The sequence below is a fragment of the Pseudoduganella sp. GW821-FHT11H04 genome (genome assembly GCF_058807935.1).
This window is the reverse complement of record NZ_JBXARE010000006.1, coordinates 242397-269114: the sequence shown is the minus strand read 5'-3', so window position 1 is coordinate 269114 and position 26718 is coordinate 242397. Positions and strand designations below refer to the sequence as shown.

Sequence of the window (26718 nt, the reverse complement as noted above, 5' to 3'; positions counted from 1 at the left end):
TTTAGCGGCGGCCGTACATCATCAGCTCGGCCAGCACGGCGCGCGCCGGGGCGGCAACGTCGATGGCGGCCAGGCCCAGACCGAGCAGGGGCTGCAGGGCGGATTCGTTGGCGAAGATGCGTGCCATGGTGTCGGTCAGGCGCACGGTCAGTTTGCGGTCCTGGCGGCGCAGTTCGGCGTAGTCGGCCAGCGCTTGCGGGGTCGCGCCGCGCGCGAGGGCGCGCGCCAGTTCGCTGGCGTCGCGCAGGCCCAGGTTGAGGCCTTGGCCTGCGACGGGGTGCAGGGTTTGTGCGGCATTGCCGATGGCGACGCTGCGCGCGCTGCCGGTGACGCCGGCGTTCAGGCCGAGCGGGAAGGCCAGGCGGCGCGTGGCGTGCGTGAATTTTCCGAGGCGCTCGCCGAAGGTTTCGCCCAGTTTGGCGAGGAAGGCTGCGTCGTCCAGGCCCAGGATCGCTTGCGCGTTTTCGGGGCGGGCGCACCATACGAGCGAGTAGCCGTCGTCCTGCGGTAGCAGGGCGAGCGGGCCTTCATTGGTGAAGCGTTCGTAGGCGCGATGCGCCACTGGGGCGCTGGTGTGCACCTGGGCGATGATGGCGCTCTGCTGGTAGTCGCGCGTTTCGGCTTTGTCGGCCTGTTCTCCAAACAGGCCGCCTTCGGCTTGCACTACGACTGCGGCCCGCAGCACGCGCGGGCCTTCGCCTTCTCTTTCGAGATGCAGGGTGACGCTGTCGGTTGCTTCGTCGCTGCCGGTCACGCGCACCGGTCGCAGGGCGGCGATGCCGAGGCGCTTGCAGACGTTGCCCAGCGCTTCGACGATGGCGCCGTAGCGCGTGACATAGCCCAGCGCCGGCAGTCTGTGTTCGTCGCGTGTGATCATGCTGCGGCCGAACTGGCCGCGCCGTGAGACGTGGATTTCGTGGATGGCGGTGGCCTGGATCGGCCAGGCGCCCACCTGTTCGAGGATCTGGCGGCTGCCGTAGGACAGGGCCAGGGTGCGCGGGTCCTGCATGGCTTGCTCGAGAGGCTTGGCGTCGACCAGCACCATGCGCGATGCGTCGACGCCGCGCTTCACCAGCAGTGCCGCCAGCGCCATGCCGGCCGGGCCGGCGCCGCAGATGACGATATCGTAATCAATCATTTCATCAACGCTTCAATCTCGGCTACTGTCTTGGGCGCGCCGCCCGTCAACAGCTGATACCCGCCGTCGCGGACGATGACGTCGTCTTCGATGCGGATGCCGATGTTCCAGTATTTCTCGGGTACGCCTTCTGCCGGGCGTACGTAGATGCCCGGTTCCACCGTCATCGCCATGCCGGGCTGCAGCAGGCGCGATGGCTTGTCTTCACGCGTGACGTCGCGGTACAGGCCGACGTCGTGCACGTCCATTCCGATCCAGTGGCCGGTGCCGTGCATGTAAAACCGGGTAAATTTTTTCTCGGCCAGCACTTCGTCCAGCGCGCCTTGCAGCAGGCCGAAGTCGAGCATGCCTTGCGCCAGCACACGCACTGCCGCGTCGTGAGCGTCGTGGTACTTGCGGCCGGGGGCGATGGCGTCGAAGGCGGCTTGCTGCGCTGCCAGCACCAGTTCGTACAGCTCGCGCTGGGCGGGGCTGAAGCGGCCGTTCACTGGGAAGGTGCGTGTGATGTCGGAGGCGTAGCCATCGAGCTCGCAGCCGGCGTCGATCAGCACCAGGTCGCCGTCGGCGATGCGGCGGTTGTTGACGTTGTAGTGCAGTACGCAGGCATTCGGGCCGGAGGCGACGATGGGGGTGTAGGCCGGGAATTGCGCGCCGTGGCGACGGAACTCGTGCAGCAGTTCGGCTTCCAGCTCGTATTCGTAGATGCCGTTGCCGGCGCCGCGCTGCGCAGCGGCGAAGCGCATGGCGCGGGCGTGGGCGCCGGCGGAAATTTTCCCGGCGCGCAGCATGATGGCGCTTTCGTGTTCGTCCTTGAACAGGCGCATTTCATCCACCAGCGGCGGCAGGTCGCGCAGCACGGGCGGTGCGGTGGTGCCGCTGCGGGAGAGCTTGCGCACGCCGTCGAACCAGCGGCGCTGCTGCTCTTCGCCGCCTCGGGCGAGGGGCGCATACAGGGCGCTGGCGTTGGACAGGTGGCGCACCATGTGTTCGTCCAGCGCGTCGATGGGGAAGGCGGCGTCGAAGCAGAAGGCCTCGCGCGCGGCTTCCGGGCCGTAGCGGTAGCCGTCCCAGATTTCCGATTCAAGGTGTTTCTCGCGGCAGAACAGGATGCTCTGCGCGCCCGCCGCGCCGCGCCGTGCAACCAGCACCAGCACTGCCTCCGGCTCGGTGAAGCCGGTCAGGTAGTAGAAGGAGCTGTCGTGGCGGTAGGGGTATTCGGTGTCGGCGTTGCGCGCCACTTCGGGCGCGGTGCCGAAGACCGCCACGCTGCCCGGCTCCATCATGGCCAGGAGGCGCGTGCGGCGGTCGATGTAGGGTTTCATGCGTTGAGCTCTTCCAGCTGCTGCACGGTGCCGACGTTGACCCATTCGTCCTGGTAGATTTCGCCGCCGATGCGGCCCTGGTCGGCGAATTCGAACAGCAGCTTGCCCAGGCCGGCCTTCCGGCCCGGCGCGATGGCGGCGAACATTTCAGGACGGTACACGCCGATATTGGCGAAGTTCCATTTCGGAGAACCTTCGCTGGCAACGGTGTACAAGTTCAGGGCGAAGTCGCCTTCCGGGTTGTGCCATGGGTTAGGCGTGAGCCAGATCCAGGCGATGTCGCGCACGTGGGCGGGATACGGATCGCCGCGGTGGTCCTTGTCCTTCAACACGTCCAGCGCTTCGGAAAAATCGAAATGCGGGCAGTAGATATCGCCCGAAAGCGCCAGGAAAGGTTCATCGCCCAGCAGGTGCAGGGCGTTGGCGATGCCGCCAGCCGTTTCCAGCGCTTCCGCTTCGCGCGAATACTGGATCTTGGCGCCGAACTGCGAGCCGTCGCCCAGCGCTTCCTCGATCATGTGGCCGAGGTGGGCGTGGTTGATCACGATGTCCGTGATCCCGGCGCGCACCAGGTTCTGGATATGCCACACGATCAGCGGGCGGCCGCGTACAGGCAGCAGCGGCTTGGGGCAGGTGTCGGTCAGGGGGCGCATACGTTCGCCGCGGCCGGCGGCGAGGATCATGGCTTTCATGCGTCGCCCCTTAGAAGGTGTAGCCGACTTGCGGCGCGTTGCCTTCCAGCGCGTCGAGCAGCTTGATGAGCGGCTTGAGGTCGCGGTAGCGGTTGGCGGTCTTGCGCACGTATTCCATCACGGTCGGCAGGTCGCCCAGGTAGTTCGGCTTGCCGTCGCGGTAGTTCAGGCGGCAGAAGATGCCGAGGATCTTCAGGTGGCGCTGCAGGGCCATGTACTCGAAGTCCTTGTAGAACTCATCGAAGTCCTTCTTCATCGGCAGGCCGGCGCTGCACCCATGCTGCCAGTAGCGGATCAGCCAGTCGAGCACCAGTTCCTCGTCCCACGATACATAGGCATCGCGCAGCAGCGAGGCGGCGTCGTAGGTGATCGGCCCCCAGACCGCGTCCTGGAAGTCGAGGATGCCGGGGTTGCCCTCGTCCATCCACATCAGGTTGCGCGAGTGGTAGTCGCGGTGCATGAAGACCTGGGTCTGCGCCAGGCAGTTGGCCAGGATGGCCTCGAATACCTTGTCCAGTTCCTGCTGCTGTTTTTCGCTCAGGGTCGCGGCCAGGTGCTTGCCGATATACCACTCCGGGAAGATATTCAGTTCGCGCAGCATGAAGGCGCGGTCGAATTCGGGCAGCACGCCGGGCTGGCTGGCCTGCTGGATCTTGACCAGGGAGGACAGCGCTTCGGCATACAGGGTGGCGGCCGAATCGTGGTTCAGCGCTTGCAGGTAGGTGACCGTGCCCAGGTCCGACATCAGCACGAAGCCCTGCTCCAGGTTTTCGGCGGCGATTTTCGGTACCGATACGCCGGCGTCGGCCAGCAGGCGGTCGACTTTCACGAAGGCGGGCACGTTTTCGCGCTCGGGCGGGGCATCCATGGCGACCATGGTGGCGCCGTGGGCGGCGCGGTGATCAGGCAAAACGTCAACGCGGAAATAGCGGCGGAAGCTGGCGTCCTCGGAGGCGGGACGGGCCGAAGCGGCATCCACCAGGCCCGTGCCTTGCAGCCATGCGGTGAGCGCGGCCAGGCGTGGATCGGTGTCGGGAGATGGTGAATTAGATAATAAAGACATTAAAGCAGCCTGCAAAACCGGTTGTGGGTAAAGATTCCCATATAATAAGGGATTCACATTAAAAAATCGCCTTTATGGTGTTTCACGCGTCCCACCACCCATGACCCGGTTCCTGGCTCCCCCTAACAATAAGAAACGCTGGGCGTTCGCCTTGACCGCCATTGCCGCCGCCACTGCGGCGGCGTCCGCCCATGCGCAGACGCATACCGCCGTCAAGCGCGCGCCGCGCGTGGAAGACAAGAACGCCGTCACCACGGTGCGTGCGGAAGATATTTCCGGCCGCCCTGAGCGCGAATTGCGCCTGCTGCGCGACGTGGAAGTGGTGCACGACAAGACGCGCGTGACTTCCGACGCCGCCAACTTCCAGCAAGTGGAGCAGGAGCTGGAAGCCAAGGGCAGTGTGCGTATCTGGCGCTTCGGCGACTATTTCACCGCCGATGAACTGAAGCTGAACATGGAAACGGGGCGCGGCTATGCGCTGCAGCCGACCTACCAGCTGGAGGCGAATAATGCCCAGGGCAAGGCGCAGCGCATCAACTTCCTGAACGAAGACGAAGCGCAGGTGGTCGATGGCACGTACAGCACCTGCCAGGGCCCGAATCCGGACTGGTACCTGAAGGCGCGTTCGCTGAACCTGGACCAGGGCCGCGACGTCGGCACCGCCGGCGCCACCCTGATCTATTTCAAGGATGTGCCTATCCTGGGCACGCCGGCGCTGTCCTTCTCGCTGTCGGGCGCGCGCCGCTCGGGCTGGCTGCCGCCGACGCCCTCGTATAACTCGCGCGGCGGCGCCGAACTGCTGCTGCCTTACTATTTCAATATCGCGCCGAACCGCGACCTGACGCTGTACCCGCGCTATATTTCGCGTCGCGGCTTCCAGCTCGGCGCCGTTGCCCGTTATATCGGCGAGACCGACGCCGGCAACTACTACGAGGGCCGCACTTTCCTCGAGTACCTGCCGAACGATAAGGAAGCGAACCGCGACCGCTGGCAGCTGCAGTCGGTGCATACCCAGGCGCTGGCCAAGGACTGGACTTACGGCTGGAACCTGCGCGCCGCGTCGGATAACAACTATCCGAACGATTTTTCGAAAACCATTTCGTCGTCGGCCGAGCGCCAGTTGCTGAAAGAACTGCGCACCGACTACCACGGCGAATTCTGGAGCCTGACAGCGCGCGCCCAGAAGTACCACGTGCTGCAGGACCCGGACTCGGTGACCAACCCGTCGCTGTTCGTCACGCGCCCTTACGACCGCCTGCCGGCGATCAACTTCCACGCGGCGCAATACGACCTGGGAGGCTTCGACTGGCAGGTCGACTCCGAGCTGACCCGCTTCTGGCATCCGGACCTGATCAAGGGCAACCGCATGGTGGTGCAGCCGCAACTGAGCTACCCGATCATCGGCTCGTCCTACTTCATGACGCCGAAGGTGATGCTGAACGCCAGCGCCTACCAGCTCGACGCCTTCGGTACCGACCCATCGAAGTCGATGACGCGCGCCGTGCCGACCTTCTCGCTCGATTCGGGCCTGGTATTCGAGCGCGACGCAAAGCTGGGCGGCAACAAGGCGACCCAGACCCTGGAGCCGCGCCTGTTCTACGTCTACACGCCGTACCGCAAGCAGGACCAGCTCCCGAACTTCGACACGGCGCCGGCCACTTTCAACTTCTCGCAGATCTTCAGCGAGAACCGCTTCGTCGGCTCCGACCGCATCGGCGACGCCAACCAGGTGACGGCGGCCGTGGTGTCGCGCTTCCTGGAATCGTCCGGCGCGGAACGACTGCGCCTGGCGTTCGGCCAGCGCTTCTACTTCGCCGACCAGCGCGTGCAGATCGATAACACCACGCCAGTCAACAGCACCCGTTCCGACATGCTGCTGGCTGCGACCGGCCGTATCTCCAATTCCTGGGGCGTCGATAGCCTGGTGCAGTACAACCCGTCCACCAGCAAGGTCACCACCTCGAACTTGACGGTGCAGTACATGCCGGGCACCTACAAGGTGATCAACGCCGGCTACCGCTATGTGCGTGACAGCTTCAGGAATGCCGACCTGTCGGCCCAGTGGCCGATTACGGACAAATGGTTCGGCGTCGGCCGTGTGTCATACTCGCTGCGCGAACACAAGGTGCTGGAGAACGTGATCGGCCTGGAATACAACTGCGATTGCTGGGTATTCCGCATGGGCGCGCAGCGCTTCGTCACCACCGCCAACAAGACCTCGACCCAGTTCTTCTTCCAGCTGGAGCTGAACGGGCTGTCCAAATTCGGTCTCGGCAACCCGCTGGAGGTGCTGAAAAACAGCATCCCTGGCTATCGCCGCGTGAATGAAAGCGTGCGTTAAGCTTTCGACTTCCTCAACACTGATACATGAGCGTTTCAGATATGCACCCGATTAAATTAGCTGCTGCCCTGCTGTGTGCCACCCTCGCCGTTCCGGCCTTGGCGCAAGACGCCAAGCCTGCCACCGCAGCTGCCAAACCGGTGGCTGCACCAGCGCAATCGAAGGGCTTCACGCCGCCGGGCCAGTCGGCCAACTCGCCGATCGACGCCATCGCCGTCATCGTCAACGATGAAGTGATCACCCAGCGCGAACTGAACGAGCGTGTGACCACCATCATGCAGCGCATGAAGGACCAGAAAGTGGCCCTGCCGGAAGCGGCAGAACTGCGCAAGCAGGTGCTGGAGCGCATGATCGTGGAACGCGCCCAGCTGCAGCTGGCCAAGGAAATGGGCGTGCGCGTCGACGACAATATGCTGGACCGCGCCATCGCGCGTATCGCCGAGCAGCAAAAGATGACGGTGCAGCAGCTGCGCAACCAGATGGAAAAAGAGGGCACCACCTTCGCTTCCTTCCGCGAAGAGATTCGCGAAGAGATCACCATGCAGCGCTTGCGCGAGTATGAGGTCGACAACAAGATCAATATCTCGGAAGCGGAAGTGGACAACTTCATCGCCTCCGAAAAGGCCGCCGCTTCCGAGCAGTTCGAAATGAACATCTCGCAGATCATGGTGCGCATCCCGGAAAACGCTTCGCCGGAAGTGATCGGCCAGCGCCAGAAGCGCGCCGAAGAAGTGGCGCGCCAGCTGCGTACCGGTGCCGATTTCGCCAAGATGGCCGCCACCTATTCCGACGCTTCCGACGCGCTGCATGGCGGCTCCGTGGGCTGGCGTCCAAGCACCACCCTGCCTCCGCTGTTCGCCGATGCGCTGAACAAGCTGAAGCCGGGCCAGGTGACCCAGATCATCAAGAGCGCCGCCGGCTTTCACATCCTGAAGCTGGTTGACAAGCGCAGCATGGCCGATTCGGCAGCGCAGGAAACCGTGCAGCAGACCCACGTGCGCCACATCCTGCTGAAGATCACGCCGACCATGAGCGCGGCCGACGCCAAGCGCAAGCTGCAGGAACTGAAAGAGCGCCTGGACAACAAGGCCGCCAAGTTCGAAGACCTGGCGCGCCTGTTCTCCAACGACGGTTCCGCCAGCAAGGGCGGCGACCTGGGTTGGCTGTACCCGGGCGATACCGTGCCGGAAATGGAACAAGCCATGAACGCGCTCAAGGTCGGCCAGGTATCGGAGCCGGTGGAAACCTCCTTCGGCTACCACCTGATCGAAGTGCTGGAGCGTAAGAGCGACGACGTCTCGAAAGAGAAGCAGCGCAGCGCTGCACGCAATGCCCTGCGCGAGCGCAAGCTGGTGGACGCGGCGGAAGACTGGCAGCGTGAAGTGCGCGACCGTGCTTACGTCGAATACCGCGACGAATCGCTGAAATAAGCAGGCGGGGGACACCATGAGCGCCAACCTGCAATTACGGCGCCCGGGTGTGCGCCCTGTCATTGCGATCACTACCGGCGAGCCGGCCGGCATCGGCCCGGAAATCGCCATCCGTGCGGCGTGGGGCATGCGGCACCAGGTCAATGCGGTGCTGGTGGGCGACGCTGCCTTCCTGGCCATGACTGCGGCCGAAATCGATCCCGAGATCCGCATCAGCGCCGTCACCACCATGGCGGCGCGCAATGCCGGCCTGCCGCATTTCGGCGCCGACCGTTTGTGCGCGCTGGACATCCCGCTGGGCGCCCATGTGCAACCGGGTGTGCTGGATAAGGAAAACGGCCGCTACGTGCTCGCCACGCTGGACGCCGCCATCGAAGGCATCAAGGCCGGCTGGTTCGAGGCTGTGGCCACCGCGCCGGTGCAGAAATCCACCATCAACGACGCCGGTGTACCGTTCTCCGGCCACACCGAATACTTCGCCGAGCGGACCGGCACCGCGCGCGTGGTGATGATGCTGGCCGGCCAGCCGCACGCCGTCGTCGGGGCCGAAGATGCGCCGCAATTGCGCGTGGCCCTGGCCACCACCCACCTGCCGCTGAAAGACGTGAGCGCCGCCATTACCCAGGACAGCCTGCGTGAGGCGCTGGACATCATCCACGCCGACCTGCGCGCCAAGTTCGGCATCGCCGCCCCGCGCATCCTGGTGGCGGGCCTGAACCCGCACGCCGGCGAGAACGGCTACCTGGGGCGCGAGGAAATCGACACTATCACCCCGGCGCTGGAAGCGGCCCGCGCGCGCGGCATCGACGCCCGCGGCCCGTACCCGGCGGACACCCTGTTCCAGCCCAAATACCTGAAAGACGCCGACTGCGTCCTGGCCATGTACCACGACCAGGGCCTGCCGGTCCTGAAGTACGCCACCTTCGGCCACGGCGTCAATATCACCCTTGGCCTGCCGCTGATCCGCACCTCGGTCGACCACGGCACGGCGCTCGACCTGGCCGCGCAAGGCCTGGGCCGCGCCGACTGCTCGAGCATGCAGGCCGCCCTGACGGCCGCGCTGGAAATGGCCCAGGCCAGCACGTCCGGCCAATAAGTAGAAAGAAAAAACATGAAACACATTGCCCGCAAACGCTTCGGCCAGAACTTCCTGCAGGACGACCGCGTCCTCGGCGACATCATTGACAGCATCGCGCCAGCGGCCGGCGACACCATGGTGGAAATCGGGCCCGGCCTGGCCGCCATGACCGACCTGCTGCTCAAATCCCTGCCGCATATGCACGTGGTGGAACTGGACCGCGACCTGGTGGCGCGCCTGGAAAAGCGCTATCCGCGCGAAAAGCTCACCATCCACGCCGGCGACGCGCTGAAGTTCGACTTCGGCTACATCCCGGTACCGGAAGGGAAAAAGCTGCGCGTGGTGGGCAACCTGCCGTACAACATTTCCTCGCCGCTGCTGTTCCACCTGGCCGAATTCGCGCCCGTCGTGCAAGACCAGCACTTCATGCTGCAAAAGGAAGTGGTTGAGCGCATGGTGGCCGAACCTGGCACCAAGGCCTACAGCCGCCTGTCCGTGATGCTGCAATGGCGCTACCGCATGGCGCTGCTGTTCATCGTGCCGCCGGACGCCTTCGACCCGCCGCCGAAAGTCGATTCGGCCATCGTGCGCATGGTCCCGATTGAAAATCCACTGCCATGCGACCAGGCCCGCCTGGAAGCCGTGGTGCAGAAAGCCTTCTCCCAGCGCCGCAAAGTGATCCGCAACTGCGTGGCCGGCATGTTCACCCCGGAACAGCTGGTCGCCGCCGGCATCAACCCGCAAGACCGCCCGGAAGCGGTGCCGGTCGAATCCTACGTCGCCCTCGCCAACCTGCCTGTTTAACGCGCAAAAAAAAGCCCGCTTGAGAGCGGGCTAAATCCATTTCTGTTAAGAAGTGGAGGAGACGGGATTGATTATGCTGCGTCGCGGCATATTGTTCCAATTTATTTTTGGAATTCCAGTCATTCCACTTGCTTATATCACGGGGCGCAGCTGATCGCGGCGTTCGAGCGATTGGCGTCGCCCATGACACCCGAAGCGTTGGTGATGGTGCAGGTCTGGCCGGTCGGCTGGGTCAGGACGGACAGGCCGTAGGCGGTGCCGACAGGGATGGTGCCGCCCATGGTGAAGGTGGTGGCGCCCTTGAGTACAGTCAGGCTGCCATTCGCGCCGTTGACGATCACCAGGCCGTCGGTGGTCAGGTTGGTCACGCTGCCGCCCAGTGTGTAGGAGTTTTGCGCGCAGTTGATCACAACGTTGATGCTGGTGGTGTGGCCAGCCGAACCGGTCGGGTTGGCTACGGCGCAGGTCATGTGGTCAGGCTGGGTCTTGATGGTGACGTTGTACTCGGTGCCGTAGCTGATGGTGTTGGGGAAACTGAAGGTGGCGGCGCCGGAGGCCACCGTCAGGTCGTTGCCGCCATCCAGTTGCAGTACCAGCCCTTGGTTGCTCAGGCCGGTAATCTGGCCGCCCACGACGAAACTGGCTTTGCCGCCGCAGGCGGCCAGGGTGGCGGCCAGCAGGGCCGCGCCAATGAGTTGTGCTTTCATCTGCTTTCCTAAATTAGTTGACGCAGTTCACGACAATGTCGAGAACCCGACCCTGTGGATCTGGTAAGTTGAACTGCGGCATTTTGCCGGTGCCATTGGTCACCGTGCAGTTCTGCGTGATGGTGACGCCGTTTTCGACGCGGGTCGGGTTCGCCAGCACGGTCACGCCGTAAATGCTGCCATTGCCGATCTTGGTCGCGAATTCCCAAGTGCTGGCGCCTTGCGGCACCGCCAGGGTCAGCGAGCCGTTGGTCAGCACCAGGCCGTTACCATTCAGGCCGTTGATCTTGCCACCCAGGACGTAGGGCACGGCGGCGCAGCTGGCCGTGGTTTGCAAATAGGTGTAGTAGTTGATCTTGGAGCTATTGTTGGCCAGGGTGCAGGTGACGCCGTCCGGCAGGGTCTTGATCGTGACGTTGTAGGTGTCGTCGGGCGCCATCAGGGTGGCGAAGTAAACATTGCCGGTGCCGGATACGGTTAAGTCGTCGCCGCCATTGTTTTGCAGCACCAGGCCGCTGCGGTCCAGGCCGAACACCTGGACGCCCAGGGCGATACTGCCGTTGCCTTTGCCACCACACGCTGCCAAGCCGGCGGCGCACAGCAGCGCGGCAGCGGCATTCAGGTACTTACTCTTCATTGCACATTCTCCACGTCGGATTGACCAAATCGGCGCCTATTTTAGTGCATTTGCCACTTCTTTAGCCGATTTGCCCAGCTTTTCCCTTGTAACAGCTTGCAACCGGGCGGAGTACAATGCGGCCATGAAGCCCAAAGCCATCCTGTTTGACCTCGACGATACCCTGTGGCCGATCGCGCCCGTCATCGCCGAGGCGGAATTGACGCTGCACGCCTGGCTCGCGGCGCATGCGCCCAAAGTGGCCTCGGAGTGGTCGATCGATGCGCTGCGCGCCCACCGTGCCGAACTGGCGGCAGCCCAGCCCGAGCTGCTGGTCGACCTTGGGTCGCTGCGGCGTGCCAGCTTGCAGGCGGCGTTTGCGGCGGCGGGCGAGGATGCTGCCCATGTGGAGGGCGCGATGGCGCACTTTTTCGCGGCGCGCAATGCGGTCACGCCGTATGACGATGTGCTGCCGGGCTTGCTCAAGCTGCGCCAGCATGTGCAGCTGGGCACCATTTCCAATGGCAATGCCGACCTTGAAGTCATCGGGCTTGCCCACCATTTCGAGGTATCGCTGGCGGCGGCCCATTTCGGTGCGCTCAAGCCGGATGCCGGGATTTTCCGGGCGGCGTGCGATGCGCTGGGCGTGGCGCCGCAGGATGCGGTCTATGTCGGCGACGACTTGGCGCTCGACGTGGCCGGGGCGCAGGCGGCCGGCATGCGGGCGGTGTGGATGAACCGCCATGGCAAGGCGCTGCCCGCAGGGGCGCCGGTACCGGACGCGGTATGCGCTACGCTTGATGAATTGCTTGCGTGGCTGGAACAACAGTTGGCAGAATAGGCTTATGCAACTCGATCTTCGTGCCCAAACCCTGCTCAAAGCCCTGGTGGAGCGGTATATCGCCGACGGCCAGCCGGTCGGCTCGCGCGCCCTGTCCAAGATTTCCGGACTGGAGCTGTCGCCCGCCACCATCCGCAATATCATGGCCGACCTGGAGGAGCAGGGCTATGTGGCCAGCCCGCATACCTCGGCCGGCCGGGTGCCGACGCCGCGCGGTTACCGTATCTTCGTTGACACCTTGCTCACGGTGCAGCATATCGATGAGAGCGCGGTGCAGGCGCGCTTGCAGGCCGCTTCGCCGCAGCCGCAAAAGCTGATCGCCAATGCGGCGCAGATGCTGTCTTCGCTGACACAGTTCGCGGGGGTGGTGCTGGCGCCGCGCCATGAATCGGTGTTCCAGCAGATTGAGTTTTTGCGCCTGGGCGAGAAACGGGTGCTGCTGGTGATCGTGGCGCCTTCGGGCGATGTGCAAAACCGCATCCTGCTGACCGATGTCGATTACACGCCGGCCCAGCTGCAGCAGTCGGCCAATTTCATCAACCAGCATTATTCCGGGCTGTCCTTTGAGGATGTGCGTGGGCGCTTGCAGCATGAGCTGCGCCAGCTGCGCGACGATATGGGGCGCTTGATGCAGGCGGCGGTGGAAGCGGGCTCGCAGGCGATGGCGGAATCGGCTGACGATATGGTGATCGCGGGCGAGCGCAACCTGCTGTCGGTGACGGATTTGTCGTCGAATATGAGCTCGCTGCGGGCGATGTTTGATTTGTTCGAGCAGAAGACGGGGTTGATGCAGCTGCTGGATGTGTCGTCCAAGGCGTCGGGGGTGCAGATTTTTATCGGCGGCGAGTCGCAGCTTGTGCCGATGGAAGAAATGAGCGTGGTGACCGCGCCTTATGAAGCGAATGGCAAGATCGTGGGGACGCTGGGGGTGATCGGACCGACCCGCATGGCGTATGAGCGGGTGATTCCGATTGTGGATATTACTTCGCGCTTGCTGTCGAATGCTTTAAGCAACCATTAAACCCGGTAAACCTGGGTCAGACCCTTGGGTCTGACCCAGAATTTCCGGGTTTAATGCTTATGCGGGCACTGCGCCTTGGTGCAGGTGCCGTAAATCGCCAGCGCATGCTCGGCGATCTTGAAGCCGCGCTCGGCGGCAATGCTTTGTTGCCGCTTTTCAATTTCTTCGTCAACGAATTCTTCCACGCGGCCGCAATCGAGGCAGACCAGGTGGTCGTGGTGGGAACCTTCGTTGAGCTCGAAAATCGCCTTGCCGCTTTCGAAGTGGTTGCGATTGAGCAGGCCGGCTTGTTCGAACTGGGTCAGCACGCGGTACACCGTGGCGAGGCCGACGTCCATATTCTCCGCCAGCAGCAGCTTGTACACGTCTTCCGCCGTCAAATGGCGCACGGGGCTGCTCTGGAAAATGTCGAGGATCTTCAGGCGCGGCAAGGTAGCCTTCAGGCCGGACGCCTTCAGGTCGGTAGGGCTGTTACTCATGTTTGCTAACGTCAGTTGCGGGAAGTGCTTTATGATATAGCGTTTTAGGCACTTCTGCTCACGGAATTGAGGTATGCATATATGCGTTTGACCCCGCTGTCTTTCTTGCAACGAAGCACCCCGCTGCTGGCTGCAGCCCTCCTGGCCGCCTGCGCCAGCGCGCCGGCGCCGGTGGCTCCGGTGGAGGCTGCGCAGGGCGCGCAGACCACGCAGATCACCCAGGTCCAGAAATTCCTGTGGTTCTTCTCGCCTTATCGTCCTGACATTCAGCAAGGCAATTTCGTCTCCAAGGAGATGCTGGCCCAGCTCAAAGCCGGCATGACGAAGGACCAGGTCAAGTTCCTGCTCGGTACGCCATTGATGGCGGACGCCTTCCATGGCCAGCGCTGGGATTACCCGTTCCGCCTGGCTAAGGGCAGCGGCGAGCTGACCACCAGCACGGTCGTGGTCTACTTCGACAAGGACAACAAAGTGGAGCGCTTTGAAGGCGGGGAGCTGCCAAGCGAGCGTGAATACATCTCCCGCATCGCCGGCCCGCTCAAGGATTTCAAAGAGGCGGAAGAAGCCAAGGCCAGCGTCAAGTCGGGCAAGTCCCCGCTGCCGGGCGGCCAGGAATCGGGCCAGAAGCAGTAATTAAGGAAAAAGTGATGAAGCAATTGAATATCGCCATCGCCGGCGCCAGCGGCCGCATGGGCCATATGCTGATCGAGGCGGTGCAGAAGACGCCAGAGGCGCGCCTGTCGGGCGCGCTGGACCGCGAGGGTGCGCCTTCGCTGGGTAGCGATGCGGCGGCCTTCATGGGCCAGCCAGCCGGCGTGGCCATTTCGGCCGACCTGGCGACGGGCCTGGCCGGCGCCGACGTGCTGATCGACTTCACCCGACCGGAAGGCACCCTGGCCCACCTGGCTTATTGCGCCGAGCATGGCGTGAAGATGGTGATCGGCACCACCGGCTTCGACGAAGCGGGCAAGGCTGCCATCGCGGCTGCGGCTGAAAAGACCGCCATCGTGTTCGCGCCGAATATGAGCGTGGGCGTGAACGTGACCCTGAAGCTGCTGGAATTCGCGGCCAAGCAGTTCGACATCGGCTACGACATCGAGATCATCGAGGCGCACCACCGCCACAAGGTGGATGCGCCGTCCGGCACCGCGTTGAAAATGGGCGAGGTGATCGCCGATGCGCTGGGGCGCGACCTGAAAGAGTGCGGCGTGTTCGCACGCGAAGGCGTGACCGGTGCGCGCGATCCTTCCTCGATCGGCTTTGCCACCGTGCGCGGCGGCGACATCATCGGCGACCATACCGTGATGTTTGCCACCGAAGGTGAGCGCATCGAGATCAGCCACAAGTCTTCTTCGCGCCAGCACTATGCCAACGGCTCGCTGCGTGCGGCAGCCTTCCTGGCCGACAAGAAGGCCGGCTTGTACGATATGTACGACGTGCTGGGCCTGAAGGGCTGATGGAGCACTTTACCTTCGCCAGCTATTGGCAGCGAGGCGACGCGCTGTCGCACGCCGTGGCTTACCTGCTGCTGGCGATGTCGCTGGCGTCGTGGTTCTTCATCCTGTGGAAGGGCTGGTCGTCGTGGCGCATCCGGCGCGCGGCGCCGGCGGTGCAGGCGTTCTGGGATGCCCCTTCGGTGGCGGACGGCGTGGCCCTGATGGGCGCGCGCGACCAAGAAGGTATTTTCGCGGCGGTGGCGCATGCCGGCGCCGGCCAGCTGGCGCATGCCAAGGCTGGCAGTATTGCGGCGGAGATGGGCCGCGGCGAGCAGGCGACGCGCGTGCTGCGCGATGCGATCCACGTTTCTACTACCCGGCTGGAGTCAGGGCTGACGCTCTTGGCGTCGATCGCTTCGACCGCGCCGTTTGTCGGCTTGCTGGGCACCGTTTGGGGCATCTACCATGCGCTGGCGGCGGTGTCGGCGCAGGGCACGGTGCAGATCGACAAGGTAGCCGGCCCGGTGGGCGAGGCGCTGATCATGACCGGCGTTGGCCTGACCGTGGCGATTCCGGCAGTGCTGGCGTATAACGGTTTTAACCGCATCAATCGCATCACGCTGTCCGAACTGGACGCGTTCGCGCACGACTTGCACGCTTACCTGACCAGGGACTAAGGCTTATGGCTTTCGGCTCCTTCAACCATCACCGGCAGAAGGAATCCATGGCGGACATCAATGTCACGCCGATGGTGGATGTGATGCTGGTGCTTTTGGTGATCTTCATCATCAGCGCGCCGATGTTTACCAACGCGGTGCAGCTGGAGTTGCCGAAGGCGCAGGCCAAGGCCTTGCAACAGGAGCAGGAGGCTGTGTCGCTGGCGATCGATGCCGCTGGTACGGTTTATTGGAATAACGATGCCTTGCAGGCGGGCGAGCTGGAGCAGCGCCTGAGCGAGGCGGCGGCTTTGCCGCAGCAGCCGGATTTGCAGCTGCGGGCGGATAAGGATACCCGCTATGAAGTGGTGGCGCAGGTGATGGCGGCTGCACAGTCGCATGGCCTGACCCGCATTGGGTTTGTCACCGATCCGAAGGAAAAGAAATAATGGCTACTGCCACTTTGAACGGCGCCGCGATCGGCGATGAAGCTGCTTTCCATGCGACGTGCCAGGCGGAACTTGGATTCCCTTCTGGTTATGGCGCGACCATTGATGCCTGGGTCGATTGCCTTTCCTACCTGCGCGATGACGAGAATATGACGCGCTTCAGGCTCAAGCCGAATGAGGTGCTGGAGCTTGTCATTACCGATTCCAAGAAGATGCCGGCTGATTTGCTGGAGGAGATTTCCTTCTGCGTGGGCGGGATCAATGAGCGCTACGAGGATTACGGCGAGAAGCCGGCGTTGAAACTGACGTTGCGCTAAACCGGTGAACCGGTGTCTGACCCGCAGGGTCAGACACCTTGGCCTGCGGCCGTCGCGTATCAGTGTCTGACCCTGCGGGTCAGACACTGGGTTACCGGGTTTGCTCGCCCGGCGCTAAAGTCAACACGTCGAAGCCCGTCTCCGTAACCGCCACCATATGCTCCCACTGCGCCGACAGCGAGCGATCGGCCGTCACCACCGTCCACCCATCCGGCAGCGCGCGCGTGGCATGCTTGCCGGCGTTGATCATCGGCTCAATCGTGAAAACCATACCAGGCTCCAGCAGCAGCCCGGTATCCGGACGGCCGTAGTGCAGGACCTGTGGGTCTTCGTGGTACACCATGCCAATGCCATGCCCGCAATAATCGCGCACCACGCTGTAGCCCGCCGCTTCGGCCAGTTTCTGGATCGCGTGGCCAACGTCGCCGAGGCGCTTACCCGGCTTGACCGCACGGATGCCGGCCCACATGGCGTCATACGTCACTTCGCATAATTTTTGCGCTGCCTTGGACGGAGTGCCGACGTAGTACATGCGGCTGGTGTCGCCAAACCATTCGTCTTTAATAACGGCGACGTCGATGTTGATGATGTCGCCGTCCTTCAGCACCTTCTTCGGCGTCGGAATGCCGTGGCAGACCACCTCGTTGACCGAGGTGCATACGGTGCCGGTGAAGCCGCCATAGCCGACATTGGCCGGGATGACTTTCTGGGTGTTGACGATGTAGTCGTTGCACAGCTGGTCCAGCTGCGCGGTGGAGACGCCCGGCTTGACGTGCGGCGCGATGAAGGTCAGCACGTCAGCCGCCAGTTGGCCGGCCACGCGGGCCAGCTCGACCTGGTCGGGCGTCTTGATCAGGATAGATTTGTTATTGCGTTTGGCCATAGGGGGTGCATGGTATCACGCGACCCTGGACAAGTCGAAATGCGGGTTCTCAATCAGGCCGAGCAGGTTGCCGAAGGGATCGGCCAGTTCGGCGACCTTGATGCCTTCGCCTACTTCCTGGATGTCAGAGTGAGTGCTTGCTCCCAGCTTGACGATGCGTTTGACTTCTTTGGCGATGTCTTCCACGCCCCAGTAAGCCTGGACGCCATGCTTGACGGGTTTGCCATCGGGCACCAGGCCGAGCTCGAATCCGCCGATTTCAAAGCCGACGTAGAAGGGCTGGTCGAAGTAGGGCTTGGTCTGGAAAACTTTGCTGTACCACTCCTTGCCGGCCTCCAGGTCGGGGGTAGGGTAGATGGCGGTGCGCAGGCCTTTGATCATGATGTTCTCCTCTTGGTTGGTATTCAATGGCTGCATCTTGCCACGCGGTTCGCCCCCGCGATTGGAAAAATGGAAACTAGTCGAGCAGCAGGTCTTCCGCCCGGCGGTAGCTGAGGCGGCGTTCTTCGGCGCCGGGCCTGAGTTTCGGCGCGAGCAAGGGGCCGTCCGGCAGCGAGCGTGGCGGCAGCTCCGAGCTGGCCGCTGGCGCAGGCGGTTCGACAGGTTTGGGCGGCGTTACTCGACTGGCTTTGCGGCGCGCCTCGGCTTCTTGCTCGCAGCGCATGCGGAAGGCCATCTTCCATTCGCGTTGCCCCGGCATCTGAACATAGACCACATTCCAGGCGTTGCGCGCGGAGCCCAGGGTTGATTGCACAAACCGGTTCGGCGACATGGTCATGCTTTCGTAGACGAGATCGTCGCCAACAATGGCGGCGTAGCGTGTGGTGCTGTGGTTGGAGACGCGCAGCCGCGTGCCATCAGGCAGGAATAGCTTCTTCCAGAAATAGCCGCGCTGGCCTTGCGGTTTGGCGGCCTCGCGTTGGCGCTCTAGCCAGTCGTGAATGGCGAACTCAGCCAGGCTGGCGGGATCGAGCGCCCATTCTTGCTCCTCCTGGTAGTCGAAGATGGCGCGCAGTGTTTTGCTTGAAATGGCTATACACACATTGGGTTCCATGTTTACCTCCGGCGCGAGAAAGTGCGATTTTTGCCCTGAATTGGCCTGAAAATCGCACTTTCTCGCGACAGGGTGGGGAGCGTCACCGCTTGTTCATATGGACGTCGGGGGAGGCGCCGGTGAAGTCCTGGAAGTCGCGGATCAGGTGGGATTGGTCGAAGTAGCCGCTGTCGAGGGCGAGCGTGGCCCAGTCGTGGTCGTGCGGGGCGGCGTCGCAGGGCGCGGTGGCGAGCGCGGCGGCGCGGGCGCTGCGGAATCGGCAGATGCGGGCGAACAGCTTGGGTGACAAGCCGACATGGTCGCGGAACTGGGCGGCCAGGTATTGGCGAGAAACGCCAAGCTTGTCGGCCAGCGTTTCAACGCGCAGTGCGCCGTCGCTTGCTTCGAGCTCGGCCACTGCGCGCAAAGCCAGGAGCTGGCCCGCTGGCGCGGCTGAGGTAAGACGGGCAGCTGCCGCTGCGGCATCATGCTCCACGCGGGAGGCAAGCGCGCTTGCGGCGCGGGCGCCCGGCGCAGCAAGGGAGAGGCGGGCGTAAAGGGCCTCGGTCAGCAGCGCCAGGCGTTCCGCATCATTGCGCGCGACCGACCACAGTGCATCACCCAGGCGCTCGGCGACGGAACGCCCCCACAGCAGATCGAGATCGGCCCGCGTATCGACCAGGCCCGCCAAGGGCACCGGCCCCAGGAACAAGCTGGCCGCCCCCGGCCGGAAGCGCACCGCCACCGTCCGCACTTGGCGGGAAGCCGGCACATCAAACCAGGTGCTCATCATGCCGACAAAGAAGGCGTCCCCGCTGTCCTGCCATAAGATATCGGTGCAATTATCGGGCAGCACGCGTTTCGAGACCGCAGCCGCAGCAGGGGCGGCAGCAGCCTCGGACAGCCAAAGGCAGTCCACCAGCCCAGCCAGCCCCGCAGGAGGCGGAAATTCCTGATATCTCATTCTGACGCGCCGCACCAATGCATTGTTATAATGAAGGGTTCATATCCCATCTATTTTAGTGCGCCACATCATGCAAGAAAAATATAGTCCAGCAGAAGTCGAAAAAGCCGCCCAATCGCACTGGAAGGCGATCGACGCCTACAAAGCCGTCGAGAACGACCCGCGTTTCCCAAAAGGCAAGTATTACGCTTGCTCGATGCTGCCTTACCCTTCGGGCAAGCTGCACATGGGCCACGTGCGCAACTATACGATCAATGACGTGATGTACCGCTACCTGCGGATGAACGGCTACAACGTGCTGATGCCGATGGGCTGGGACGCCTTCGGCATGCCAGCCGAAAACGCGGCGATGGCCAACAACGTGCCGCCGGCCAAATGGACCTACTCCAACATCGACCACATGAAAGAGCAGATGCAGTCGATGGGCCTGGCGATCGACTGGTCGCGCGAGATGGCCGCCTGCAAGCCTGAATACTACAAGTGGAACCAGTGGATGTTCCTGAAGATGCTGGAAAAAGGCATCATCTACCAGAAAACCGGCACCGTGAACTGGGACCCGGTCGACCAGACCGTGCTGGCGAACGAGCAGGTGGTCGACGGCCGCGGCTGGCGTTCGGGCGCGCTGATCGAAAAGCGCGAAATCCCGATGTATTACGTGCGCATCACCGACTACGCCGACGAGCTGCTGGACTACGTCGACAACAAACTGCCAGGCTGGCCTGAGCGCGTGCGCATCATGCAGTCGAACTGGATCGGCAAATCGACCGGCGTGCGCTTCGCCTTCCCGCACCAGATCAAGGGCAACGACGGCCAGTTGATCAATGACGGCAAGCTGTTCGTGTTCACGACCCGCCCAGACACCGTGATGGGCGTGACCTTCTGCGCCGTGGCAGCCGAGCACCCGCTGGCCGCCCACGCCGCGCAAGACAAGCCTGAACTGCAAGCCTTCATCGCCGAATGCAAGATGGGCTCCGTGATCGAAGCCGACATGGCGACGATGGAGAAGAAGGGCATGCCGACCGGCCTGTTCGTCACCCATCCGCTGACCGGCGCCCAAGTCGAAGTCTGGATCGGCAACTACGTCCTCATGACCTACGGCGACGGCGCCGTGATGGGCGTGCCTGCGCACGATGAGCGCGACTTCGCCTTCGCCAAGAAATACAACCTGCCGATCAAGCAAGTGATCGCTGCCGAAGGCCAGGCCTACAGCGACGAAGCATGGCAGGAATGGTACGGCGACAAGGCCGTCTCCGTGGTCACCAACTCCGGCAAGTACGACGGCCTGCGCTACAGCGAAGCGCTGGAAGCCATCGCCGCCGACCTGGCCGCACAAGGCCTGGGCGAGAAGAAGACCACCTTCCGCCTGCGCGACTGGGGCATTTCGCGCCAGCGCTACTGGGGCACCCCGATCCCGATGATCCACTGCGACAGCTGCGGCAGCGTGCCGGTTCCTGAAAAGGACCTGCCTGTCGTACTGCCGGAAGACTGCGTACCGGACGGCACCGGCAACCCGCTGAACAAGCATGAAGCTTTCCTGAAGTGCGACTGCCCGAAATGCGGCAAGCCGGCGCGCCGCGAAACCGACACCATGGACACCTTCGTCGACTCGTGCTGGTACTACATGCGCTATACCTCGCCAGGTTCCGACAAGGCGATGATCGATGAACGCAACGACTACTGGATGCCGATGGACCAGTACATCGGCGGCATCGAGCACGCCGTGCTGCACTTGCTGTACGCCCGCTTCTGGACCAAGGTGATGCGCGACTTCGGCCTGGTGAAGTTCGACGAACCGTTCACCAACCTGCTGACCCAGGGCATGGTGCTGAACGAGACCTACTACCGCGAAGAAGCCTCCGGCAAGAAGCACTGGTTCAATCCGGACGACGTGACCCTGACCACCGACGACCGCGGCCGCCCTGTATCGGCCGTGCTGAAGGCCGACGGCCAACCGGTGAACCTGGGCGGCATCGAGAAAATGTCCAAGTCCAAGAACAACGGCATTGACCCGCAAGTGCAGATCGAGCAGTACGGCGCCGACACCGCGCGCCTGTTCACCATGTTCGCTTCGCCGCCAGAGCAAACCCTGGAATGGTCCGGCTCCGGCGTGGAAGGCGCCAATCGCTACCTGAAGCGCGTGTGGAACTTCGGCTTTGCCCAGCGCGACGCGATCCGCGCCGCCGGCTCGCCGCTGGCCGCCGTTGCCGCCACCGACGACGGCAAGGCGCTGCGCCGCGAAGTGCACAAGGTGCTGCAGCAAGCCGACTACGACATCAAGCGCATCCAGTACAACACCGTGGTATCGGCCTGCATGAAGATGCTGAACACCCTGGAATCGGCGAAAGGCGTGGAAGCAGCCGTGCTGTCCGAAGGTTATGCGATCTTCCTGCGCCTGCTGAACCCAGTCGCCCCGCACATCACCCACGTGCTGTGGCAGGAGATGGGCTATGCTGGCGACATTCTCGACGCAGCCTGGCCGCAAGTCGACCCGGCCGCGCTGGAGCAGTCCGAGATCGAAATGATGATCCAGGTGAACGGCAAGCTGCGCGGCTCCGTCAAGGTGCCGAAGGCTGCCGACAAGGCCGCCATCGAAGCCGCCGCGCTGGCCGAGGAAAGCGTGCAGAAGTTCCTCGAAGGCACGCCGAAGAAGGTCATCGTGGTACCGGGCAAACTGGTTAACATTGTGGTGTAAGGTAAAGATGACGACGACTCTGTTCTCCCGCGGCGCGGTGCGTCGCGCCATGCTGGCGGCTGCCGCCCTGGGCGTGGCCGTATTGGCCACCGGCTGCGGCTTCCACCTGCGCGGCTCGGGCGGCAATTACACGCTGCCTTTCGACGCTCTGTACGTGGGCTTGCCGGAGTCGTCGCCGCTGGCGATTGACCTCAAGCGCAATATCCGCGCCAACGGCCACACCGCGGTCGCCGCCACCGCCAAGGAAGCGGACGGCGTGATCGAAGTGCTGAGCAATCCGGAAAAGACCCGCAGCAAGACCATCCTGTCCCTGAACAGCAATGGCCGCGTGCGTGAATACCTCCTGAGCTACAACATCCTGTTCCGCGTGACCGACAAGGCCGGCAACGAGCTGCTGGCGCCGACCCAGATCACCCTGGGCCGCCCGATCACCTTCAACGAAACCCAGTTGCTGGCGAAAGAGCAGGAAGAAGCCTTGCTGTACAAGGATATGCAGACCGACCTGGTGCAGCAAATGATGCGCCGCATCGCCGCCATCAAACCTGGCGCACCGGCGCCGGCCCCGGTTCCATCGGGCGTGCTGCCTGGCGTGCTGGTTGCGCCTGACACCACGCGCTAAGAGGCCGCCATGCAGTTGCGCGCCGACGCCCTGGACGGCCACGTTGCCAAGACGCTGGCCCCTCTCTATGTGATCACCAGCGACGAGCACTTGCTGGCGCTGGAGGCGGCCGACAAGATCCGCCGCGCTGCGCGCGCGCAGGGCTACTCCGAACGCGACGTGCTCACCGTCGAACGCAGTTTCAAATGGGGCGAGCTGCTCGCCGCCAACCAGGCCATGAGCCTGTTCGGCGACAAGAAGCTGATCGAGCTGCGCATCCCGTCCGGCAAGCCGGGCAAGGATGGCGGCGCCGCCCTGCAGGCTTACGCCAAAGATCTCTCCCCCGACAACCTCACGCTGATTACCCTGCCCAAGCTTGACTGGCAGACGCAGAAGGCGGCGTGGGTGGCGGCCTTGCAGCAGGCCGCCGTGTACATCGACATCCCGAACATCGAGCGCAACGCGCTGCCGGGATGGATTGCGAACCGTCTCGCCGCACAAGGGCAGAGCGCGGAGCGTGCCAGCCTTGACTTCATCGCCGACCGCGTCGAAGGCAACCTGCTGGCGGCACACCAGGAAATCCAGAAACTCGGCTTGCTGCACGAGCCGGGCAAGCTGGCCCACGAGCAGGTGCAGGACGCCGTGCTCAATGTGGCGCGCTACGACGTCTTCAAGCTGTCCGAAGCCATGCTCTCCGGCGACACCGCGCGCCTGATCCGCATGCTGGAGGGCTTGAAGGGCGAGGGCGAAGCGCTGCCGCTGGTTTTGTGGGCCGTCTCCGAAGAAATCCGCACGCTGCTAAAATTAAAGGCAGGCATGGCCCAGGGCCGTCCGCTGCCGGCGCTCCTGAAGGAATACCGCATCTGGGGCCCGCGCGAACGGCTGATGGAGCCGGCGCTGCGCCGCATCTCGCTGCCCACCCTGGAGGCGGCGATGCAGCAGGCCGCCCAGGTCGACCGCATGGTCAAGGGCTTGCGCGCCAAGGCGTTCGCCGGCGACCAGTGGGACGCCATGCTGCAGCTTGCGTTGAAGGTCGCACGAGGTTAAAGAATATGGACATCAAGCAGTATATGGAAGATATCGGGCGCCGCGCCCGCGCCGCATCGCGCGGCATGGCGCGCGCCGACAGCGCGACCCGCAACCGCGCACTGGAATTGATCGCCGCCGCCATCGAGCGCGAAGCGCCGGCCCTGCGCGCCGCCAATGAGCAAGACCTGGCCGCCGCACGCGCCGCGGGCCTGGCGCCCGCCATGCTGGACCGCCTGGCCCTGACCGACAAGGCCATCGCCACCATGGTGGAAGGCCTGCGCCAGATCGTATCCCTGCCGGACCCGGTGGGCGAAATCTCGAACGTGAAAATCCGCCCGTCCGGCATCCAGGTCGGCCAGATGCGCGTGCCGCTGGGCGTGATCGGCATCATCTACGAAGCCCGCCCGAATGTGACCGTGGACGCGGCCGGCCTGTGCATCAAGAGCGGCAACGCCACCATCCTGCGCGGCGGCTCGGAAGCCATCCACTGCAACCGCGCGCTGGCCAAGCTGGTGGCCGAAGGCTTGCAAGGCGCCGGCCTGCCGGCTGACGGCGTGCAGGTAGTCGACACCACCGACCGCGCCGCCGTGGGCGCCCTGATCACCATGCCGCAATACGTGGACGTGATCGTGCCGCGCGGCGGCAAAGGCCTGATCGCGCGCCTAATGGAAGAAGCCACCGTGCCGATGATCAAGCATCTGGACGGCATCTGCCACGTCTATATCGACGCCAAGGCCGATATGGCCAAGGCGCTGGACATCGGCTTCAACGCCAAATGCCACCGCTACGGCACCTGCAACACCATGGAAACGCTGCTCGTTTCGCGCGCCGTCGCCGCAGAGGTCCTGCCGCAACTGGCCGCGCGCTACCTGACCGAATCGGTCGAACTGCGTGCCGACGCCGAAGCGCACGTCATCCTGGCCGCAGCCAGCTACCCGCACCTGGCGCACGCCACCGAGGAAGACTGGGCCACCGAATACCTGGCGCCTATCCTCGCCGTGCGCGTGGTCGACGGCCTTGATGCCGCAATCGAGCATTGCAACACCTGGTCGTCCAAGCACACCGAAGCGATCGTCACCGAGGATTACTCGGCCGCGATGCGCTTCCTGCGCGAAGTCGATTCCGCCTCGGTGATGATCAACGCCTCCACGCGCTTTGCCGACGGTTTCGAATACGGCCTGGGCGCGGAGATCGGCATCTCCAACGACAAGCTGCACGCACGTGGCCCGGTTGGCCTGGAAGGGCTGACTTCCCTTAAATACGTGGTGTTCGGCCACGGTGAGATTAGAAAGTAATCTGAATGCTCTGGATTAAAGCGCTGCATATCGTCTTTATCGTCTCCTGGATGTCCGGCCTGTTCTACTTGCCGCGCATCTTCGTCAACCTGGCGATGGAAAAGCCGGGACCGGCGACCGAGCGGCTGCTGACGATGGCGCGCAAGCTGTACCGTTTCACCACCATGCTGGCGCTGCCGGCGGTGGTGTTCGGGATCTGGCTGGCGGTGCTGCAATACGGCGCGAAGATGCCGGGCTGGCTGCATGCCAAGCTGTTCGTAGTGTTCCTGGTAATGGGCTACCACCACGCATGCGGCTCGCTGCTGAAAAAATTTGAACGCGGCGCAAACACCCGCGGACATGTGTTCTACCGGTGGTTCAATGAAGTGCCGGTGCTGATGTTGCTGGCGATCGTCATACTGGTCGTCGTCAAGCCTTTCTGAAACCGGTAAACCAGTGTCAGACCCGCAGGGTCAGACACTGTCTGCGCTGCGGCCTCTGGCTTCGGCATACCCGGTGTCTGACCCTGCGGGTCAGACACCGCATTACCGGTTTTTGATCAAACAACGGATAAAGGGTCCCCCAAAAATGCCATCTTATTTCTGCCCATGCCCGCGCGGCCTGGAAGCCGCCCTGGCGGAAGAACTCACTGAAATCGCCGCCATGAGCCCAACGCTCAAGGTGCACAACCAAGTCCCCGGCGGCGTCCACGCCTCCGGCGACCTGTACGACGCCTACCGCATCAACCTGCACTCCCGCATCGCCTCGCGCGTGCTGATGCGCATGGGCGTCTGCCACTACCAGAACGAAAACGACATCTACGACCTGGTCCTCGGCCAGGCATGGGAAGAATGGTTCGGCATCCATCACACCATCCGCGTCGACGTCACCGCCATCAAGTCGCCGTTGAAATCGCTGGAATTCACCACGCTGAAAATCAAGGACGCCGTCTGCGACCGCTTCCGCGACATGTACGGCAAGCGCCCGTCGGTCAACACGCGCGACCCCGACATGCGCATCTTCGGCTTCCTCGACCAGCGCCAGTTCATGGTCTACCTCGACACCTCCGGCGAAGCGCTGTTCAAGCGCGGCTGGCGTGAAGAGACCGGCGACGCGCCGCTGCGCGAAAACCTGGCCGCCGGCCTGCTGCGCGTCTCCGGCTGGAAGCCAGGCATGCCGCTGTTCGACCCGATGTGCGGCTCCGGCACCATCCTGTGCGAAGCCGCGCAGATGGTGCAGGGCATCCCGCCCGGCGCCCGCCGCCGCTTCGCCTTCGAGAAATTCCACGACTTCGATCCCGAGCCGTGGAACAAAATGAAGACCGACTTCAAACCGAATCCGCTGCCGACCGAACCGACGATTTTCGGCTCCGACATTTCCGGCGATATGGTCGCGATGGCGCGCCACAACCTGCGCAGCGCCGGCATCATGTTCGAAGTACCGCTCAAGCAGATCGAAGCCCAGCAAGTGCAGGCGCCGACCAAAGAGCCGGGCATCCTGCTGACCAACCCGCCGTACGGTGAGCGTATCGGTGTGCGCGGCGACGCCAGCCTGGAAGAAGACGAACTGGCGCGCAGCTTCTACAGCGCCTTCTCGACCACGCTGAAGCAGCGCTTCTCCGGCTGGACCGCCTACCTGTTCACCGCCGACCTGGGCCTGCCGAAATTGCTGCGCCTGAAAGAATCGCGCAAGACCCCGTTCTTCAACGGCGCGCTCGAGTGCCGCCTGTTCCGCTTCGACATGGTGGCCGGCTTCAACCGCAAGCCGCAAGGCGACGCAGCCGAGTAACCGCCGCCGCTGGCCCGCCAAATGTCCACCTTGGGGTCAGGAACCAAAGTGGACATTTCCTCCGAAA

General features: G+C 63.6%; 28 protein-coding genes. 17 read left to right on the top strand and 11 right to left on the bottom strand.

Going from position 1 to position 26718, the window contains the following annotated elements:
• Position 1: 1 nt before the first annotated feature.
• The 4 genes from AC1RTP_RS16035 to AC1RTP_RS16020 are packed head-to-tail and all read right to left on the bottom strand — an operon-like array spanning position 2 to position 4215.
• On the bottom strand, positions 2-1138 hold the full coding sequence (locus AC1RTP_RS16035) for an FAD-dependent monooxygenase (protein WP_498608623.1): 1137 nt from the start codon (positions 1136-1138) through the stop codon (positions 2-4).
• Positions 1135-2460, bottom strand: coding sequence for a Xaa-Pro aminopeptidase (gene pepP, locus AC1RTP_RS16030; protein WP_498608622.1), 1326 nt, complete (start codon positions 2458-2460; stop codon positions 1135-1137). The genes AC1RTP_RS16035 and pepP overlap by 4 nt, the downstream gene beginning before the upstream one ends.
• Positions 2457-3152 (bottom strand): N-acetylmuramate alpha-1-phosphate uridylyltransferase MurU, encoded by a 696-nt coding sequence (gene murU / locus AC1RTP_RS16025; protein ID WP_498608621.1) that lies wholly within the window; start codon positions 3150-3152, stop codon positions 2457-2459. The genes pepP and murU overlap by 4 nt, the downstream gene beginning before the upstream one ends.
• A 10-nt stretch (positions 3153-3162) precedes the next feature.
• Positions 3163-4215, bottom strand: a complete 1053-nt coding sequence (locus AC1RTP_RS16020; protein WP_498608620.1) for an aminoglycoside phosphotransferase family protein — start codon at positions 4213-4215, stop codon at positions 3163-3165.
• A gap of 100 nt (positions 4216-4315) precedes the next feature.
• Here AC1RTP_RS16020 and AC1RTP_RS16015 point away from each other — a divergent pair, with 100 nt between their 5' ends.
• Genes AC1RTP_RS16015 through rsmA form a run of 4 tightly spaced genes read left to right on the top strand, consistent with a single transcriptional unit; the run spans position 4316 to position 9868 of the window.
• Positions 4316-6556, top strand: coding sequence for an LPS-assembly protein LptD (locus AC1RTP_RS16015; protein WP_498608619.1), 2241 nt, complete (start codon positions 4316-4318; stop codon positions 6554-6556).
• Between the two features lie 41 nt (positions 6557-6597).
• Positions 6598-7986: a peptidylprolyl isomerase gene (locus tag AC1RTP_RS16010; protein WP_498608618.1), complete on the top strand. Its 1389-nt coding sequence runs from the start codon at positions 6598-6600 to the stop codon at positions 7984-7986.
• A gap of 16 nt (positions 7987-8002) precedes the next feature.
• Positions 8003-9082: a 4-hydroxythreonine-4-phosphate dehydrogenase PdxA gene (gene pdxA / locus AC1RTP_RS16005; RefSeq protein ID WP_498608617.1), complete on the top strand. Its 1080-nt coding sequence runs from the start codon at positions 8003-8005 to the stop codon at positions 9080-9082.
• Positions 9083-9097: 15 nt separating this feature from the next.
• Complete coding sequence (gene rsmA, locus AC1RTP_RS16000; protein WP_498608616.1) at positions 9098-9868, top strand: 16S rRNA (adenine(1518)-N(6)/adenine(1519)-N(6))-dimethyltransferase RsmA; 771 nt, start codon at positions 9098-9100, stop codon at positions 9866-9868.
• Between the two features lie 137 nt (positions 9869-10005).
• Here rsmA and AC1RTP_RS15995 read toward each other — a convergent pair whose 3' ends face one another.
• Together AC1RTP_RS15995 and AC1RTP_RS15990 are read right to left on the bottom strand one after the other, a co-directional pair.
• On the bottom strand, positions 10006-10575 hold the full coding sequence (locus AC1RTP_RS15995) for a hypothetical protein (protein WP_498608615.1): 570 nt from the start codon (positions 10573-10575) through the stop codon (positions 10006-10008).
• A gap of 13 nt (positions 10576-10588) precedes the next feature.
• Positions 10589-11212 carry a hypothetical protein gene (locus AC1RTP_RS15990; RefSeq protein ID WP_498608614.1) on the bottom strand — a complete coding sequence of 208 codons (624 nt, stop codon included), beginning with the start codon at positions 11210-11212 and terminating at the stop codon, positions 10589-10591.
• A 124-nt stretch (positions 11213-11336) separates the two neighbouring features.
• Here AC1RTP_RS15990 and AC1RTP_RS15985 point away from each other — a divergent pair, with 124 nt between their 5' ends.
• Together AC1RTP_RS15985 and hrcA are read left to right on the top strand one after the other, a co-directional pair.
• A complete protein-coding gene (locus AC1RTP_RS15985; protein ID WP_498608613.1) occupies positions 11337-12032 on the top strand; it encodes an HAD family hydrolase in 696 nt (231 codons plus the stop codon).
• Between the two features lie 4 nt (positions 12033-12036).
• Positions 12037-13053, top strand: coding sequence for a heat-inducible transcriptional repressor HrcA (gene hrcA / locus AC1RTP_RS15980; protein ID WP_498608612.1), 1017 nt, complete (start codon positions 12037-12039; stop codon positions 13051-13053).
• Between the two features lie 50 nt (positions 13054-13103).
• Here the strand turns inward: hrcA and fur are convergent, their stop codons facing one another.
• Entirely contained in the window at positions 13104-13532 is a 429-nt protein-coding gene (gene fur / locus AC1RTP_RS15975) for a ferric iron uptake transcriptional regulator (RefSeq protein WP_498608611.1), read from the bottom strand.
• 105 nt (positions 13533-13637) lie between these two features.
• Between fur and AC1RTP_RS15970 the strand changes: the two genes are divergently transcribed.
• From AC1RTP_RS15970 to AC1RTP_RS15950, 5 genes are read left to right on the top strand one after another with little or no spacing between them, the layout of a single operon-like run.
• Entirely contained in the window at positions 13638-14165 is a 528-nt protein-coding gene (locus AC1RTP_RS15970; RefSeq protein WP_498608610.1) for an outer membrane protein assembly factor BamE, read from the top strand.
• Positions 14166-14179: 14 nt separating this feature from the next.
• Positions 14180-14989, top strand: a complete 810-nt coding sequence (gene dapB, locus AC1RTP_RS15965) for a 4-hydroxy-tetrahydrodipicolinate reductase (protein ID WP_498608609.1) — start codon at positions 14180-14182, stop codon at positions 14987-14989.
• Positions 14989-15645 (top strand): MotA/TolQ/ExbB proton channel family protein, encoded by a 657-nt coding sequence (locus AC1RTP_RS15960; protein WP_498608608.1) that lies wholly within the window; start codon positions 14989-14991, stop codon positions 15643-15645. The genes dapB and AC1RTP_RS15960 overlap by 1 nt, the downstream gene beginning before the upstream one ends.
• A 5-nt stretch (positions 15646-15650) precedes the next feature.
• A complete protein-coding gene (locus tag AC1RTP_RS15955) occupies positions 15651-16073 on the top strand; it encodes an ExbD/TolR family protein (protein ID WP_498608607.1) in 423 nt (140 codons plus the stop codon).
• The gene (locus AC1RTP_RS15950; protein WP_498608606.1) at positions 16073-16390 is read left to right on the top strand and encodes a barstar family protein; all 318 of its coding nucleotides are present in this window, start codon (positions 16073-16075) and stop codon (positions 16388-16390) included. The genes AC1RTP_RS15955 and AC1RTP_RS15950 overlap by 1 nt, the downstream gene beginning before the upstream one ends.
• Before the next feature lie 91 nt (positions 16391-16481).
• Here AC1RTP_RS15950 and map read toward each other — a convergent pair whose 3' ends face one another.
• The 4 genes from map to AC1RTP_RS15930 form a co-directional block, all read right to left on the bottom strand.
• Positions 16482-17273: a type I methionyl aminopeptidase gene (gene map / locus AC1RTP_RS15945; protein WP_498608605.1), complete on the bottom strand. Its 792-nt coding sequence runs from the start codon at positions 17271-17273 to the stop codon at positions 16482-16484.
• 15 nt (positions 17274-17288) lie between these two features.
• Positions 17289-17654, bottom strand: a complete 366-nt coding sequence (locus AC1RTP_RS15940) for a VOC family protein (protein ID WP_498608604.1) — start codon at positions 17652-17654, stop codon at positions 17289-17291.
• Between the two features lie 76 nt (positions 17655-17730).
• A complete protein-coding gene (locus tag AC1RTP_RS15935) occupies positions 17731-18327 on the bottom strand; it encodes a hypothetical protein (RefSeq protein ID WP_498608603.1) in 597 nt (198 codons plus the stop codon).
• Positions 18328-18409: 82 nt separating this feature from the next.
• On the bottom strand, positions 18410-19270 hold the full coding sequence (locus AC1RTP_RS15930) for a DUF6597 domain-containing transcriptional factor (protein WP_498608602.1): 861 nt from the start codon (positions 19268-19270) through the stop codon (positions 18410-18412).
• A gap of 70 nt (positions 19271-19340) precedes the next feature.
• Here AC1RTP_RS15930 and leuS point away from each other — a divergent pair, with 70 nt between their 5' ends.
• The 6 genes from leuS (at position 19341) to AC1RTP_RS15900 (ending at position 26651) form a co-directional block, all read left to right on the top strand.
• Positions 19341-21962, top strand: coding sequence for a leucine--tRNA ligase (gene leuS, locus AC1RTP_RS15925; protein ID WP_498608601.1), 2622 nt, complete (start codon positions 19341-19343; stop codon positions 21960-21962).
• Positions 21963-21969: 7 nt separating this feature from the next.
• Complete coding sequence (locus AC1RTP_RS15920) at positions 21970-22581, top strand: LPS-assembly lipoprotein LptE (RefSeq protein WP_498608600.1); 612 nt, start codon at positions 21970-21972, stop codon at positions 22579-22581.
• Between the two features lie 9 nt (positions 22582-22590).
• Positions 22591-23607, top strand: coding sequence for a DNA polymerase III subunit delta (gene holA, locus AC1RTP_RS15915; RefSeq protein ID WP_498608599.1), 1017 nt, complete (start codon positions 22591-22593; stop codon positions 23605-23607).
• A 5-nt stretch (positions 23608-23612) separates the two neighbouring features.
• Complete coding sequence (locus AC1RTP_RS15910) at positions 23613-24884, top strand: glutamate-5-semialdehyde dehydrogenase (protein ID WP_498608598.1); 1272 nt, start codon at positions 23613-23615, stop codon at positions 24882-24884.
• A 5-nt stretch (positions 24885-24889) separates the two neighbouring features.
• Positions 24890-25306, top strand: coding sequence for a CopD family protein (locus tag AC1RTP_RS15905; protein WP_498608597.1), 417 nt, complete (start codon positions 24890-24892; stop codon positions 25304-25306).
• 145 nt (positions 25307-25451) lie between these two features.
• Positions 25452-26651, top strand: coding sequence for a THUMP domain-containing class I SAM-dependent RNA methyltransferase (locus tag AC1RTP_RS15900; RefSeq protein ID WP_498608596.1), 1200 nt, complete (start codon positions 25452-25454; stop codon positions 26649-26651).
• Positions 26652-26718 lie beyond the last annotated feature (67 nt).

What these genes read in the sequence shown, in the direction of transcription:
- AC1RTP_RS15935 (WP_498608603.1), bottom strand. Translation starts at nt 18,327, where the DNA reads ATGGAACCCAATGTGTGTATAGCCATTTCAAGCAAAACACTGCGCGCC.
- AC1RTP_RS15930 (WP_498608602.1), bottom strand. Translation starts at nt 19,270, where the DNA reads ATGAGATATCAGGAATTTCCGCCTCCTGCGGGGCTGGCTGGGCTGGTG.
- AC1RTP_RS16015 (WP_498608619.1), top strand. Translation starts at nt 4,316, where the DNA reads ATGACCCGGTTCCTGGCTCCCCCTAACAATAAGAAACGCTGGGCGTTC.
- murU (WP_498608621.1), bottom strand. Translation starts at nt 3,152, where the DNA reads ATGAAAGCCATGATCCTCGCCGCCGGCCGCGGCGAACGTATGCGCCCC.
- AC1RTP_RS15950 (WP_498608606.1), top strand. Translation starts at nt 16,073, where the DNA reads ATGGCTACTGCCACTTTGAACGGCGCCGCGATCGGCGATGAAGCTGCT.
- holA (WP_498608599.1), top strand. Translation starts at nt 22,591, where the DNA reads ATGCAGTTGCGCGCCGACGCCCTGGACGGCCACGTTGCCAAGACGCTG.
- AC1RTP_RS15920 (WP_498608600.1), top strand. Translation starts at nt 21,970, where the DNA reads ATGACGACGACTCTGTTCTCCCGCGGCGCGGTGCGTCGCGCCATGCTG.
- hrcA (WP_498608612.1), top strand. Translation starts at nt 12,037, where the DNA reads ATGCAACTCGATCTTCGTGCCCAAACCCTGCTCAAAGCCCTGGTGGAG.
- AC1RTP_RS15960 (WP_498608608.1), top strand. Translation starts at nt 14,989, where the DNA reads ATGGAGCACTTTACCTTCGCCAGCTATTGGCAGCGAGGCGACGCGCTG.
- AC1RTP_RS15990 (WP_498608614.1), bottom strand. Translation starts at nt 11,212, where the DNA reads ATGAAGAGTAAGTACCTGAATGCCGCTGCCGCGCTGCTGTGCGCCGCC.
- rsmA (WP_498608616.1), top strand. Translation starts at nt 9,098, where the DNA reads ATGAAACACATTGCCCGCAAACGCTTCGGCCAGAACTTCCTGCAGGAC.
- pepP (WP_498608622.1), bottom strand. Translation starts at nt 2,460, where the DNA reads ATGAAACCCTACATCGACCGCCGCACGCGCCTCCTGGCCATGATGGAG.
- AC1RTP_RS15955 (WP_498608607.1), top strand. Translation starts at nt 15,651, where the DNA reads ATGGCTTTCGGCTCCTTCAACCATCACCGGCAGAAGGAATCCATGGCG.
- leuS (WP_498608601.1), top strand. Translation starts at nt 19,341, where the DNA reads ATGCAAGAAAAATATAGTCCAGCAGAAGTCGAAAAAGCCGCCCAATCG.
- dapB (WP_498608609.1), top strand. Translation starts at nt 14,180, where the DNA reads ATGAAGCAATTGAATATCGCCATCGCCGGCGCCAGCGGCCGCATGGGC.
- map (WP_498608605.1), bottom strand. Translation starts at nt 17,273, where the DNA reads ATGGCCAAACGCAATAACAAATCTATCCTGATCAAGACGCCCGACCAG.
- AC1RTP_RS15900 (WP_498608596.1), top strand. Translation starts at nt 25,452, where the DNA reads ATGCCATCTTATTTCTGCCCATGCCCGCGCGGCCTGGAAGCCGCCCTG.
- pdxA (WP_498608617.1), top strand. Translation starts at nt 8,003, where the DNA reads ATGAGCGCCAACCTGCAATTACGGCGCCCGGGTGTGCGCCCTGTCATT.
- AC1RTP_RS16020 (WP_498608620.1), bottom strand. Translation starts at nt 4,215, where the DNA reads ATGTCTTTATTATCTAATTCACCATCTCCCGACACCGATCCACGCCTG.
- AC1RTP_RS15905 (WP_498608597.1), top strand. Translation starts at nt 24,890, where the DNA reads ATGCTCTGGATTAAAGCGCTGCATATCGTCTTTATCGTCTCCTGGATG.
- AC1RTP_RS15910 (WP_498608598.1), top strand. Translation starts at nt 23,613, where the DNA reads ATGGACATCAAGCAGTATATGGAAGATATCGGGCGCCGCGCCCGCGCC.
- fur (WP_498608611.1), bottom strand. Translation starts at nt 13,532, where the DNA reads ATGAGTAACAGCCCTACCGACCTGAAGGCGTCCGGCCTGAAGGCTACC.
- AC1RTP_RS15940 (WP_498608604.1), bottom strand. Translation starts at nt 17,654, where the DNA reads ATGATCAAAGGCCTGCGCACCGCCATCTACCCTACCCCCGACCTGGAG.
- AC1RTP_RS15995 (WP_498608615.1), bottom strand. Translation starts at nt 10,575, where the DNA reads ATGAAAGCACAACTCATTGGCGCGGCCCTGCTGGCCGCCACCCTGGCC.
- AC1RTP_RS16035 (WP_498608623.1), bottom strand. Translation starts at nt 1,138, where the DNA reads ATGATTGATTACGATATCGTCATCTGCGGCGCCGGCCCGGCCGGCATG.
- AC1RTP_RS16010 (WP_498608618.1), top strand. Translation starts at nt 6,598, where the DNA reads ATGCACCCGATTAAATTAGCTGCTGCCCTGCTGTGTGCCACCCTCGCC.
- AC1RTP_RS15985 (WP_498608613.1), top strand. Translation starts at nt 11,337, where the DNA reads ATGAAGCCCAAAGCCATCCTGTTTGACCTCGACGATACCCTGTGGCCG.